The organism is Streptomyces sp. NPDC050085 (assembly GCF_044460595.1).
GTDB lineage: Bacteria > Actinomycetota > Actinomycetes > Streptomycetales > Streptomycetaceae > Streptomyces.
Genome location: NZ_JBITJZ010000009.1, coordinates 67,839 through 81,417, shown reverse-complemented (window position 1 = coordinate 81,417; position 13,579 = coordinate 67,839). Strand labels below are relative to the sequence as shown.

Below are 13,579 nucleotides of genomic sequence, written 5' to 3'. Positions count from 1 at the left end.
GCTTGCGCTTCCGGGTCCTGGGCTTTCGTCCCGCTCCCCTCGGCGCAGGAAGAACATTACCCGAAGGTGTCCGGCGCTCCAAAACGGGTATCCCGCGCCAACAGCGGGGGCAGCTGGTCAAGACCCGTGATGCGAACCAGCTCGGGCCGGCCGCCGATCTCCGCGCGGTCCAGCCAGATGCCGACCAGGCCCGCTTCCGTCGCCCCGCGGGCATCGGTGTCCGGCTGATCACCGACGTACGCGATCTCGTGCGGCTCCAGGGCCAGCTGCTCGCACACCGCGTGGAAGGCGGCGGCGTCCGGCTTGGCCACGCCCAGCTCCGCCGCGCACAGGACGGCCTCGAAGCGGTCTCGCACGCCGAGGACGCGGAGCTTGCGGTCCTGGTTGTGCAGGGAGGAGTTCGACAGGACCGCGTGCCGGTAGTCGTCGGCGAGGGTGTCGAGGGCGGGCACCGTGTCCGGGAACAGGGCCCAGGCCGCCTCGTAGTGGGTGAGGTAGCGGGCGAACCAGGCGTCGGCCGTCGCGTCGTCCATCTCCCGCTGCCGCACGAAGGCCCGCACCCGGTCCCTGCGCTGCCCCTCCCAGTCGGCCTCCCCCGCCTCGAAGCGGGCCCAGTGCTCGCGGGTCAGCGCCTTCCAGTGGGCGAGGGCGCGCTCGGCGGTGCCGAAGTCATCGAGGAGACCCTCGGTGGTGAGGTGGGCGCGCATGCCGGTGGTGTCCGCCGTGGCGTAGTCGAAGAGGGTGTCGTCGATGTCCCAGACGATGGCGCGGATGGGCATGAGGGGACGATACCCACGGGTGCGGTCGACCCACCGCCCTCAACAGTCCCACCCAGTGCAGGGAAAATCCCCACCCCTTGAGCCTCATCCACCTAAGATTGATCGACAGTTCGTTCGATTAACACATCGAGGGGGAACTATGTCCACGTTCAAACGGCGCATGTTCGCGGGGGCGGGCGCGGCGGCTGCGCTGACTGCGGCCATGGCCTTCGCGGCCACGCCCGCTTCTGCCACTACCTACGAGGCCGACACCGCCGCGAGCGGCAAGTACTCCTCCCCCGCTCAGGGATCCATGCGCTTCGACAACTATGGCGAGCTCTTCTACGTCTGCGACAACTGGCCCGACGGTGCTGGAGTCATCGGCTACTGGAAGGTCGGCAGCGGCGGCACCGTGCACTCGATCTACAACGGTGGGGGCGCGCAGACCTGCGAAAAGCGGGACGAGGAGATCGCCGAGTACGCGGACGTCTACTTCAAGGTCTGTCTCCGTGACAACGGGACCGTCGTATCGGGAACGTGCACCAGCTGGCGGCACGCCTACGCGTAGCACTGCCTTGTGGGCATGAGGAAGGGGGCGACGACCCGGCTGGTCGTCGCCCCCTTCCTCATGTCAACCGGTCAGCCCGCGAGCTTCGCCAGCGCCGCGTCAATGCGGGTCAGTGTCCGCTCCTTGCCCAGGATCTCCAGGGACTCGAAGAGCGGGAGGCCGATCGTGCGGCCGGTGACGGCCACGCGGACCGGGGCCTGGGCCTTGCCGAGCTTGAGGCCGTGGGCCTCGCCTGCGGCCAGGACGGCCTCCTTCAGGGACTCCGCCGAGTTCCAGTCCGCGGACTCCAGCTTTTCGCGGGCCGTGGTGAGGAGGGCGTCGGAGCCTTCCTTCATGGCCTTCGTCCAGCTGGCCTCGTCGAAGGCCGGCTCGGGGAGGAACAGGAAGTCGACGTTGTCCGTGATCTCGGAGAGGACCTTGAGGCGGGTCTGCGCGTGCGGGGCGATCGCCGCCCACTTCGCCTCGTCGAAGTCCTCCGGGGCCCAGGGCGCGAAGGGCGCCTTCAGCCAGGGCTCGCAGCGGGCCGCGAAGTCCTTGGGGTCGAGCAGGCGGATGTGGTCGCCGTTGATCGACTCGCACTTCTTGAGGTCGAAGCGGGCCGGGTTCGGCTGGACGTCCTTGACGTCGAAGGCGGCCACCATCTCGTCGATCGAGAAGATGTCGCGGTCCGCCGAGAGGGACCAGCCGAGCAGCGAGAGGTAGTTGAGCAGGCCCTCGGGGAGGAAGCCGCGCTCGCGGTAGAGGTTCAGCGACGACTGGGGGTCGCGCTTGCTGAGCTTCTTGTTGCCCTCGCCCATGACGTACGGGAGGTGGCCGAAGACCGGCGTCTGCTTCGCGATGCCGAGGTCCTTGAGCGCCGCGTAGAGGGCGATCTGGCGAGGGGTGGAGGACAGCAGGTCCTCGCCGCGCAGGACGTGCGTGATCTCCATCAGCGCGTCGTCGACCGGGTTGACGAGGGTGTAGAGGGGGGCACCGTTGGCGCGGACGATGCCGTAGTCCGGGACGTTCTCCGGCTCGTACGTGATGTCGCCGCGGACCAGGTCCGTGAACGTGATCGTCTCGTCGGGCATGCGGAAGCGGACGATGGGCTTGCGACCCTCCGCCTCGTACGCCTGCTTCTGCTCGGCGGTCAGCTCGCGGCAGTGGCCGTCGTAGCCGGACGGCTTGCCGGCGGCGCGGGCGGCGTCGCGGCGGGCGTCCAGCTCCTCCGTGGAGCAGTAGCAGTAGTACGCGCGCCCGTTGTCCAGAAGCTTCTGCGCGACATCCTTGTAGATGTCCATCCGCTGCGACTGGCGGTACGGCGCGTGCGGGCCGCCGATCTCGGGGCCCTCGTCCCAGTCGAAGCCGAGCCAGCGCATCGAGTCCAGGAGCTGCTCGTACGACTCCTCCGAGTCGCGGGCCGCGTCGGTGTCCTCGATGCGGAAGACCAGGGTGCCCTGGTTGTGGCGCGCGAAGGCCCAGTTGAACAGGGCGGTGCGGACCAGGCCCACGTGCGGGTTACCAGTGGGCGAGGGGCAGAAACGGACACGGACTGCTGGGGCGGATGCGCTAGCCACGCTTGACAACCTTGTTGGTGAGAGTGCCGATGCCTTCGATGGTGACGGCGACCTCGTCGCCGACACGGAGCGGGCCGACCCCTTCCGGGGTGCCCGTGAGGATGACGTCGCCGGGAAGCAGCGTCATGGCCTCGGAGATGTTCGCGATCAGGTCCGCGATGGGCGTGATCATGTCCGACGTACGGCCGAGCTGGCGCTGCTGGCCGTTGACCGTGCACTGGATCGTGAGGTCGGAGGCCGCCGCCACGTCCAGGTCCGTCTCCACCCAGGGGCCGAGCGGGCAGGAGGTGTCGAAGCCCTTGGCGCGGGCCCACTGCTTCTCGCGCTTCTGGACGTCGCGGGCGGTCACGTCGTTCGCCGCGGTGTATCCGAGGATCACGTCGTTGACGCGCTCGCGCGGGACCTCGCGGCACATGCGGCCGATGACCACGGCGAGCTCCGCCTCGTGGTGCAGGTCCTCGGAGAAGGTCGGGTACTGGATCTCGTCGCCGGGGCCGATCACGGAGGTCGACGGCTTGAAGAAGGCGAAGGGGGCGTCCGGGACCTCGTTGCCGAGTTCCTTCGCGTGCTCCGCGTAGTTGCGGCCGAAGGCGATCACCTTGTTCGGGAGCACGGGCGGCAGCAGCCGGACCTTGCTGACCGGGACCTTGGTGCCGCTCAGCTCGAAGTCCGCGAACGGGATGCCCTTGATGATGTCGAGGACGAGCTCTTCAGGCTTGTCGCCTTCGACCGCGCCGAAGGCGACGTTCCCGTCGATGGAGAATCTGGCGATGCGCACGGGTGGCTGCGCCCCTTTGTCTGTGCCGGTGGGCCTGGGTCTTGGTACGGGTCCCAGGCTAACGCGGTGCGCGGGGGCGTGGTCCGTCAGACGACGGGGGCTGCCTCCGGGGCGACCATCAGGATGGTGCGGCGCGGGTTCGCCGTGTTCGTGGGGAGCGTCGTCGCGTGGTCCGGGAGGGCCGGGGCCGCCTGGATCTCGTCCGCGTCCTTGAGGTGCGCGAGCGTGGTGCGCCGCGGGTTCGCGAGGTTGAGGAACATCGTCGTCGTCTTCATGGCTTCGCTCTGGAACCTTCTCGGTCGACTGCTCGGTTGTCTGTTGGGCCATCCCTGTAAAGCGTCAGGCTAAACATCTGATTCCCGCCGAAAGCCGGGAAGTTGTGATCCAGCTCGTGTGAGTTTGCTCACGAGCGCGTACGCAAATGGGGCACTTCGGGCCGTCAACTCCCGTACGAGAAACGGACATTGCATCCCTGAAGCCACCATTCCGCTCCCGATCATGGCGACTGGGACACCCCCCGACCGTACCTGGAATGGCCGCATATGACCGCTTTCCTCTAGATCACTTTCTACGTCTCGTGACACTCCCCTCACATGGTGTCACGGAGGGGGCGGTGCGCCCCTCGGGCCTTGTTGGAGATCCTGCACTGTGCTGGAATTCGCGGGACCGCCGCGGGATCGAACCGGCGCGCAGGGGCGCGAAAGAGCGCCGAACAGCGGCGGGGAGGGGGAGCCAGCGCCGGTCACTCACGACCACAGGGGGGCGTTTCAGGTCGCCCCTCGAACTACGCCGACACCGTCTTGGCCGCGCATGCGGGCGGGACGCCTGGTCCAGAGGTTGCGACGCTAGTGCAGGGACGTAAGAACAGGGATGGCAGCGCTGCGGCGGAGCCGGAGCCGCGCGGCGGGACCGGCCCGATAGCCGGCGGTTCCCAGGCCCCGCACGCCCAGAACCCGGGGCGCACGGCGTCCGTCGACACCGGGGAGCGCGACGGGCGCTCCACGGTGGCCGGTGGCCCGACCGCGCCCGCGGCACCCTCGGTGAAGGCCAAGGGACCCACCGGGCCCGGTCCGCGAATAGCCCTGCGCAACTGGCGCATCTCGACCCGTCTGGTGGCGCTTCTGACGCTGCCCGTGGTCGCCGCGACCTCACTGGGCGCACTGCGCATCGCGGAGTCCCTGGACGACATCCAGCAGCTCGACAACATGAAGCTGCTGACCGAGATGACGAAGCAGGCCACCGACCTGGCGTCGGCGCTCCAGGAGGAGCGCGACCAGTCGGCGGGGCCGCTGTCCAACGGCTCCAAGGCGACGGAAGACTTCGGCATCAAGGCCTCGCGGACCAAGACCGACCGCGCCCGTGACACCTTCCTGCAGAGCACGACGAACATCGAGAGCGACGGCGAGTCCGGCAGCCTCAACGGTGTGCGCGAGCACGCCGTGCAGATCGCCCACGAGCTGATCACGCTCAACAAGATCCGGCAGGACGCCTACGCCAGCAAGGCGAACTCCTCGCAGACCGTCGAGGCGTACGCCCGCATCATCGAGCAGTTGCTGTCCCTGTCCACGGACATGGCCCAGGCGACCAGCAACCCCGAGATGATCCAGCGCACCCGCGCCCTCTCGGCGTTCTCCTCCGCGAAGGAGTACGCGTCCGAACAGCGTGCTGTCATCGCCGCCGCGCTGCCGGCCAACAGCACCACGTTCGGCACCCTCTCCGAGGTCGACCGGCAATATGCCGCAGCCGCCCAGGAGAACCAGACGTCGCAGTTGGAGTCCTTCAAGAGCGTCTACGGCAACATCGACGCGGAAGAACTCCTCAAGCCGCTGGACGAGAACAACGCCAGCATCAAGGCAGCGGACAAGTACGCACAGCGAGTCCTCGCCAAGCAGGACGGCATCAAGACCCAGGACAAGCGCTCCTACAAGGACTGGGTCGACGCGGACAGCTCCCGGATCCAGGAGATGTCCAAGATCGAGCTGACGCTGCTCAACCAGATGGAGCAGCAGGCCCGCGAGCTGCGCAACTCCTCCGAGCAGTCCGCCATCCTCAACGGTGCGCTGATCCTGATCGTGCTCGGCGTCTCCCTCGTCGGCGCCTTCGTCGTGGCCCGGTCCATGATCCGGTCGCTGCGGCGACTGCAGGACACCGCGACCAAGGTCGCCCAGGACCGGCTGCCCGAGCTGGTCAAGCAGCTGTCGGAGTCGGACCCGCAGGACGTCGACACCTCCGTCGAGTCCGTCGGTGTGCACTCCCGGGACGAGATCGGCCAGGTGGCCGCGGCCTTCGACGACGTGCACCGCGAGGCCGTGCGTCTCGCCGCCGAGCAGGCCCTCCTCCGGGGCAACGTCAACGCGATGTTCACCAACCTCTCGCGCCGTTCCCAGGGCCTCATCCAGCGTCAGCTGTCGCTCATCTCCGAGCTCGAGTCCCGTGAGGCCGACCCGGACCAGCTGTCGTCGCTGTTCAAGCTCGACCACCTCGCGACCCGCATGCGCCGTAACGGTGAGAACCTCCTCGTCCTCGCGGGTGAGGAGCCCGGCCGCCGGTGGACGCGGCCCGTGCCGCTCGTCGACGTGCTGCGTGCCGCCGCGTCCGAGGTGGAGCAGTACGAGCGCATCGAGCTGGCCGCCGTGCCCGCGACCGATGTCGCCGGCCGCGTCGTCAACGACCTCGTGCACCTGCTCGCCGAGCTCCTCGAGAACGCGACCTCGTTCTCGTCGCCGCAGACCAAGGTCAAGGTCACCGGTCACGCGCTGCCCGACGGGCGCGTGCTGATCGAGATCCACGACACCGGTATCGGTCTGTCGCCCGAGGACCTCGCCGCGATCAACGAGCGGCTCGCGTCCCCGCCGACCGTGGACGTGTCCGTCTCGCGTCGCATGGGTCTGTTCGTGGTCGGTCGTCTGTCGCAGCGTCACGGCATTCGCATCCAGCTCCGTCCGTCGGACTCCGGCGGTACGACCGCGCTCGTCATGCTGCCCGTCGACGTCGCCCAGGGCGGCAAGAAGGCTCCGGGTCCCGGCACCACGGGTGGTCCCGCTGCCGCGCAGGCCGCGGCCGGTGCCGCCGCCGCTCGGCGCGGTGTCACGCCGGGTGCCGGTGGTGGCGCCGCGGGCCGGCTCGGTGCGGGCCCGGGTGCGGCGCGGCCGCAGGTCGGTGCCGGTACCGGTGGGCCCCGGGCCGCTCTGCCCGGCCGCGACGGCGGTCCCCAGAACAACCAGAACAACCAGAACCCCCAGCACAACCAGCACAACCAGAACAACCCGCAGGTCTCGCAGGGGTCCCGCGACTTCGGTCAGCAAGGTCAGCAGGGACAGCAGGGACAGCAGCAGCCCGGGCACCAGGGTCAGCAGCGGCCCCAGACCCCGCAGGCTCCCCAGCCCGCGCGGGCCCAGCAGGAGCCGGGCATGTTCGACGCCCGCCCCCAGGGCCCGGTCCCGCCGCAGCAGCGCACGCACAGCGACCCCGCCGAGCAGCAGGGCCGACGCCCGGTGCTGCCCCCGCGCGGCGGCCCGCGTGCCGAGCTGCCCGGTGGCAACCCGCAGCCCCGCGTGCCGAGTTGGAGCGACGAGAACGCGCAGCCGCGGCTCGACGCCCCGCGCGAGCACGACGAGCCGGACTCCACGGCACGGTTCCCGCGGGTCCAGGACGAGCGCCAGGGCCCCGGTTCCACGGCCGAGTTCGCCCGCCCCGACTACGACGCGCCGCGTCCCGCACCCCAGCCCGGCCAGGGCCAGGGTCAGAGCCAGGGCCAGAACACCGGTCAGTTCGTCCGCTCCGACGTCTTCGGCGGCGCGCCGAACCACGGTGGCGCGAACGGGATGTCCCACGGCAACGGCATGGCGAACGGCAACGGCTCGTCGTCCGGCACCGGCCAGTTCGAGCGCCCGCAGGACCCGTTCGCGCGTCCTCAGGACCCCTCGGGCACCGGCCAGTTCGAGCGTCCTCAGGACCTGTCCGGCACCGGTCAGTTCGAGCGTCCGGCGGCGCCGCGGCAGCGCGGGGCGCAGGACTACCCGCCCGCGCCGCGTCCGTCCGGCCAGAACCAGGGTGCCCAGGGCGTCCCGATGCAGCCCGCGCAGCAGGACTACCTGCCGCCGGCCGGTATCGGTGACGGCCGTACGCCGCTGTACGACACGCTCGAGACGAACTGGTTCCACGGTCAGCAGGGACAGCAGCAGGACCAGGGCCAGCCGGTCCAGGGCCAGCCGCAGAACCAGCAGCCGTACGCCCAGCCGCAGCAGCACACGCAGCAGCCGCTGCCGCAGCGCGGAGCCCCGCAGCAGGCTCCGCAGCGCCCGCAGACGCCGGCCCCGGCCGCGCGTCCCGCGGCCGCGCCCGTCCCCGACTCCGGCCAGAACCAGGCCAATTGGCGACAGTCCCCGAACGACGAGCTGATGCGTCAGGCCGAGCGGGTGCGCAAGCCCGCCGCGGGCGGCGTCACCGTCTCGGGCCTGCCGCGCCGTGTGCCCCGGGCGAACCTCGTGGCGGGCACGGCACAGGAGCAGCAGAACCAGACCGGTCCTCAGGTCTCGCGTGCGCCCGACGACGTACGCGGACGGCTGACCAATCTCCGTAGGGGCATCCAGCAGGGTCGCAACGCCGGTGGCACCGGTCAGACCGGCAGCTACCCCAGCCCCACTCACCAGCAGGAGCGTTAGTTGAGCCAGATGAGCCAGGCGGCACAGAACCTGAACTGGTTGATCACCAACTTCGTGGACAACACCCCGGGTGTCTCGCACACGGTGGTGGTGTCCGCGGACGGTCTGCTGCTCGCGATGTCCGAGGGATTCCCGCGCGACCGCGCGGACCAGCTGGCGGCCGTGGCGTCGGGGCTCACCTCACTGACGGCCGGGGCCTCGAGAATCTTCGAGGGCGGGCCGGTGAACCAGACGGTCGTGGAGATGGAGCGCGGCTTCCTCTTCATCATGTCCGTCTCCGACGGCTCTTCCCTCGCCGTGCTCGCGCACCCCGAGTGCGACATCGGCCTCGTCGGGTACGAGATGGCGCTCCTCGTCGACCGGGCGGGCGCCGTGCTCACCCCGGATCTGCGTGCCGAGCTCCAGGGGAGCCTCCTGCACTGAGGCGGGTGACGGCCGGTAACCCCGGCGGTCTCCACAGTCTTACGCACCACCAGCCCCGGAAACCACAGCAGTCACGCAATCCCCTTCCGATCAGCTCCCTTTCAGCTCCGTTTCATCGAATGGCCGTCACAACTCCCCCACCGGCCCACCCTCAGACGACAGGTGCCCGACCTGCCGTCCCGCCCGGAGGATCCATGACCCCGCCCACCGCTCCTCACGATCCGTACGGCAGTGCCGCGGCACACGCCGCCTACGGTCCTGAGGGCGACCAGCCGCTGGTCCGCCCTTACGCGATGACCGGCGGCCGGACCCGGCCGCGCTACCAGCTCGCCATCGAGGCGCTCGTCTCCACGACCGCCGACCCGGCGTCCCTGGTGACCCTGCTCCCCGAGCACCAGCGCATCTGCCACCTGTGCCGTGAGGTGAAGTCGGTCGCGGAGGTGTCGGCCCTGCTGTCGATGCCTCTCGGGGTGGCCCGGATCCTCGTCGCGGACCTGGCCGAGGCCGGGCTCGTCGCCATTCACCAGCCGGGCGGCGACGAGAACAACGGCGGTGCGCCGGACGTGACTCTGCTCGAAAGGGTGCTCAGTGGACTTCGCAAGCTCTGACGGCGCGACGGGAGCCGCCCGTTCGACCACCTCGGCCAAGATCGTGGTGGCCGGTGGCTTCGGCGTCGGCAAGACCACGTTCGTGGGCGCCGTGTCCGAGATCAACCCGCTGCGCACCGAGGCCGTCATGACGTCCGCGTCCGCGGGCATCGACGACCTGACCCACACCGGGGACAAGACGACCACCACGGTCGCCATGGACTTCGGCCGCATCACGCTCGACCAGGACCTGATCCTCTACCTGTTCGGCACGCCGGGACAGGACCGCTTCTGGTTCATGTGGGACGACCTCGTGCGCGGCGCGATCGGCGCCGTCGTGCTCGTGGACACGCGCCGCCTCGCCGACTGCTTCCCGGCCGTGGACTACTTCGAGAACTCCGGTCTGCCGTTCGTCGTCGCCCTCAACGGCTTCGACGGTCACCAGCCCTACGCTCCCGAAGAGGTGCGCGAGGCGCTGCAGATCGGGCCCGACACCCCGATCATCACGACGGACGCCCGACACCGTGCGGATGCAAAGAGTGCGCTGATCACGCTGGTGGAGCACGCGCTGATGGCTCGTCTCAAGTAGACAGAAGCGGTCGGAAGTCAGCCACCAAGTGGCTGGATCCGTACGGCAGTTGTCGTAGGCCCCGCAGCGGCCCCTGTGGCCTTTGACACGCGGGGCCACTGTGTTCATAACGTTTCGACAGAGAATTCCGGTGGCGCCGACACACGTCGCGCACACCCGGTTCCACTGCGCTCACAAGAGCCCCGCCTTTTGGCGGGGCTCGCTCTTTATGACCGTTTTATCTAGGGCATACATCACGCGGAGCTTCCGGTTCCGACTGTTTGGAAGTGCACCTCCTGACGTGCTGGAATGCGCTGAACTGCCCAGTAAGAACGGGCCTGGAGACATACAGCGGCACGGAGTAGGTGCCGACGCCGAGAGGTTGTTGGTCGAGTGAGGCGAAGCAAGAACAGTCCCGAGCCGGCGTCGGCGCGGGGCAACTTCACCCCGCCGCCGCGCACAGCGGCACAGGCCGCACCGGCCGAGGCGGCACCCGCGCCGTCGGGCGGCCGGATGTCGCCGCGCAACTGGCGCGTGCCCACGAAGCTGAACGCGATCCTGCTCATACCCGTACTCGTCGGCCTTGTCATGGGCGGCTTCCAGGTGAAGAGCTCCATTGACACGTGGCACGAGGCCCAGGACGCCGAGAACACCGCGCGCCTGGTCCAGGCGTCGCTGACGTACGGCGACCAGCTCATCCAGGAGCGCGACGCCTCCGCCGCTCCCCTGCTCCAGGGCAAGAAGAACGACCCGGCGGTGGTCAAGGCGCGCAAGGCGACGGACGCCGCCGCGACCGCGTTCCACGCCGCGGCGCAGAACATGCCGCACACCGCCGGGCTCGAGCGCCGCATGGCGCAGTTCACCAAGGTCGAGGGCGGCCTGGAGAAGCTGCGCGCCGCCGCCTACACCTCCAAGCTGCCCGGCGTCGCGACCGAAGAGGGCTACGTCGCCATCCAGCACCCGCTGATGGAGTTCGCCAACGAGCTCGGCCTCGGCACCGGAAACATCACCAGCTACGGCCGCACCGTCTACGCGATCTCGCTGACCAAGGCGGCGCTCTCGCTGGAGCGCTCCATCGGCATGCACCTGCTGGTCAAGCCCGGCCCGACCGTGACGTCCTTCGCCAAGCAGCGCACCGCGCTCGGCAGTTACGCCTACCTCGAGGGCATCGCCATCGAGGAGTACAAGGGCGGCGGCACGCAGGCCGACCTCGACAAGCTCGACGCCGCGATCAAGCAGCTGAAGGCGGACGGCGTGAAGCGCGCCGCGGCCGTCAAGCAGGAGAACCCCAGCTACGTCCCGCCGCCGGCCGACTCCACCGAGATGGTCGGCGACCTGGTGGCGATGCCGAGCACCCAGCCCAGCGCCCGTCTCGCGCTCGCGCAGAAGGGCGTGACGGTCGACAACTGGTGGGCGGTCAACACCGCGAAGTTCAACGCCTACCGCACGATCGAGTCGAATCTCGCCGACAAGGCCGTGACCGAGGCCTCCGGCATCGCCGACGACGCCAAGCGCCAGGCGATCATCATCGGCGCCGCCGTCGTGATCGCCCTGCTCGCCGCGTTCCTGCTCGCCGGGATGATGGCCCGCCAGATGTCCCGCTCCATGCGCCGCCTGCGCTCCGCCGCGTTCGACGTGGCCGAGCAGCGCCTGCCGATGCTGGTCGACCAGCTCTCGCGCACCGAGCCGGGCCGCGTGGACACCCGCGTCCAGCCGATCCCGATCACCACGACCGACGAGATCGGCGAGGTCGCCCGCGCCTTCGACCAGGTTCACCGGGAAGCGGTACGGCTCGCCGCCGAGCAGGCCCTCCTGCGGGGCAACATCAACGCGATCTTCACCAACCTCTCGCGCCGCAACCAGTCGCTGATCGAGGGCCAGCTGACCCTCATCACCGACCTGGAGAACAACGAGGCCGACCCGGACCAGCTGGAGAACCTCTTCCGCCTGGACCACCTCGCGACCCGTATGCGCCGCAACGGCGAGAACCTCCTGGTCCTCGCCGGCGAGGAGCCGGGCCGCCGCTGGGACCAGCCGGTCCCGCTGGTCGACGTCCTGCGCGCCGCCACCTCCGAGGTGGAGCAGTACGAGCGCATCGAGCTGCAGGGCGTCCCCGAGGCCGACATCCACGGCCGCGCGGTCACCGACCTCGTGCACGCGCTCGCCGAGCTCCTGGAGAACGCGACCACGTTCTCCTCCCCGCAGACCAAGGTCCGCGTCACCGCGACCCGTCTCCCCGACGGCCGCATCATGATCGAGATCCACGACAAGGGCATCGGCCTCACCGCCGAGGACTTCGCGGACATCAACCACAAGCTGGCCAACCCGCCGACCGTGGACGCCGCGATCTCCCAGCGCATGGGCCTGTTCGTGGTCGGCCGGCTCGCCGACCGGCACGGCATCCGCGTCCAGCTGCGCCCCTCGGGCGAGCAGGCGGGCACGACCTCCCTGGTCATGCTCCCGGACGCGATCACGCACGGCGGTGGCGGCGGCGAGGCGCAGCCCGACCACAGCGAGTTCACCGTCTCGACGATGATCCCGACGCAGCAGGCCTTCGAGAAGGCTCCGCTGCGCACGGCGGCCGAGCTCGGCTTCGACGACAGCCGCTACGAAGTCCCGGACGACGCCCGTGAGTTGGACCCGGTCGGCCGCTCCCTCATGCGTGAGGAGCGGCGTGCGGCCCTGGAGGCGCACGCACAGGGCCAGGACGGCCAGCTGCCGGGCGAGCGCCCGCTGTTCCGCGACGAGGTCGCCCCGCAGCAGCCCCAGCAGAACCAGCCGGCGTACGCAGACCGCGCAGACCACGCAGACCACGCAGAACAGCAGTCCGCGTACGACGGTCAGCAGCTCGGCTACGACCACCAGCAGCAGGTCGCCTACGACGATCAGGCTCAGGGTGTCTACAAGGAGCAGGGGGTCGCCTACGACGGCGGGCAGCAGGGCGGATACGACGCCTTCGCCCCCGCGCAGCCGGCCTACGACGGTGGACAGCAGGGCGGCTTCCCGTCCGGCTACGCCCCGCAGGACGGCTATGCGGAAGTCTCCCAGGAGTCGTACAACGCCTTCGAGGAGCCCGCGCAGCAGGCCGACTGGCAGGCGCAGGACGCCTACCAGGGCGACTTCCAGACGTCGTACGCACCCGAAGCGGAATCCGATCGGGCGGCTGACGCGGCGCAGCGGGACAGCGTAGGCTTCGCCCCGCACACCCCCGCACCCTCGGCCGGCCCCTCTCCTTCCGTCGCGCACGAAATGACCGACGCCGGTCTGCCGCGCCGGGGCTCCAGCGCCCCTCAGCGCGAGGAATCCCCGGCACAGGCGCCCGCCCCGTCGACGGGCGGCGACACCAGTGACATCTGGCGTTCCGCCAACGACGAGCGGTGGGAGCGCGCGGAGCGGCTGAAGGAGCCGAAGGCGGGCGGGGTCACCTCGTCCGGGCTGCCGCGCCGCGTGCCCAAGGCCAACCTGGTCGAGGGCACAGCGGAGTCGACGCCGCAGGGCGGTCCGCAGGTCTCCCGCGCCCCCGAGGACGTACGGGGCAGGTTGAGCAATCTGCGTCGCGGCGTGCAGCGGGGTCGCGACGAGGGCAGCGGTGAACAGCAGTGATCCAGACGAACGGCCAGGCCACCGGTATTCACCACAGTGGTCCTGACAGCACCTACATCCAGGAGCGTTAGTGT

General features: G+C 69.8%; 9 protein-coding genes and 1 pseudogene. 6 read left to right on the top strand and 4 right to left on the bottom strand.

Annotation, left to right across the window (positions count from 1 at the left end; genetic code table 11):
* Positions 1-56 precede the first annotated feature (56 nt).
* On the bottom strand, positions 57-779 hold the full coding sequence (locus tag ACIBUY_RS29625; RefSeq protein ID WP_399154252.1) for an HAD family hydrolase: 723 nt from the start codon (positions 777-779) through the stop codon (positions 57-59).
* Between the two features lie 139 nt (positions 780-918).
* Here ACIBUY_RS29625 and ACIBUY_RS29620 point away from each other — a divergent pair, with 139 nt between their 5' ends.
* Positions 919-1,326 (top strand): hypothetical protein, encoded by a 408-nt coding sequence (locus ACIBUY_RS29620; protein ID WP_365572746.1) that lies wholly within the window; start codon positions 919-921, stop codon positions 1,324-1,326.
* 71 nt (positions 1,327-1,397) lie between these two features.
* Here ACIBUY_RS29620 and gltX read toward each other — a convergent pair whose 3' ends face one another.
* From gltX to ACIBUY_RS29605, 3 genes are all read right to left on the bottom strand, one after another.
* On the bottom strand, positions 1,398-2,882 hold the full coding sequence (gltX, locus tag ACIBUY_RS29615) for a glutamate--tRNA ligase (RefSeq protein WP_399154251.1): 1,485 nt from the start codon (positions 2,880-2,882) through the stop codon (positions 1,398-1,400).
* The gene (locus tag ACIBUY_RS29610; protein ID WP_399154250.1) at positions 2,875-3,660 is read right to left on the bottom strand and encodes a fumarylacetoacetate hydrolase family protein; all 786 of its coding nucleotides are present in this window, start codon (positions 3,658-3,660) and stop codon (positions 2,875-2,877) included. The genes gltX and ACIBUY_RS29610 overlap by 8 nt, the downstream gene beginning before the upstream one ends.
* Positions 3,661-3,746: 86 nt before the next feature.
* Positions 3,747-3,935 carry a hypothetical protein gene (locus tag ACIBUY_RS29605; RefSeq protein WP_365572755.1) on the bottom strand — a complete coding sequence of 63 codons (189 nt, stop codon included), beginning with the start codon at positions 3,933-3,935 and terminating at the stop codon, positions 3,747-3,749.
* Positions 3,936-4,508: 573 nt separating this feature from the next.
* Between ACIBUY_RS29605 and ACIBUY_RS29600 the strand changes: the two genes are divergently transcribed.
* From ACIBUY_RS29600 to ACIBUY_RS29580, 5 genes and pseudogenes are all read left to right on the top strand, one after another.
* A complete protein-coding gene (locus tag ACIBUY_RS29600) occupies positions 4,509-8,324 on the top strand; it encodes a nitrate- and nitrite sensing domain-containing protein (protein ID WP_399154249.1) in 3,816 nt (1,271 codons plus the stop codon).
* A 9-nt stretch (positions 8,325-8,333) separates the two neighbouring features.
* On the top strand, positions 8,334-8,747 hold the full coding sequence (locus ACIBUY_RS29595) for a roadblock/LC7 domain-containing protein (protein ID WP_003951074.1): 414 nt from the start codon (positions 8,334-8,336) through the stop codon (positions 8,745-8,747).
* Between the two features lie 194 nt (positions 8,748-8,941).
* The gene (locus ACIBUY_RS29590; RefSeq protein WP_365572761.1) at positions 8,942-9,355 is read left to right on the top strand and encodes a DUF742 domain-containing protein; all 414 of its coding nucleotides are present in this window, start codon (positions 8,942-8,944) and stop codon (positions 9,353-9,355) included.
* Positions 9,336-9,923: an ATP/GTP-binding protein gene (locus tag ACIBUY_RS29585; RefSeq protein ID WP_365572764.1), complete on the top strand. Its 588-nt coding sequence runs from the start codon at positions 9,336-9,338 to the stop codon at positions 9,921-9,923. The genes ACIBUY_RS29590 and ACIBUY_RS29585 overlap by 20 nt, the downstream gene beginning before the upstream one ends.
* 372 nt (positions 9,924-10,295) lie before the next feature.
* Positions 10,296-13,576: pseudogene (locus tag ACIBUY_RS29580) on the top strand (nitrate- and nitrite sensing domain-containing protein).
* The last annotated feature ends 3 nt before the right edge of the window (positions 13,577-13,579 follow it).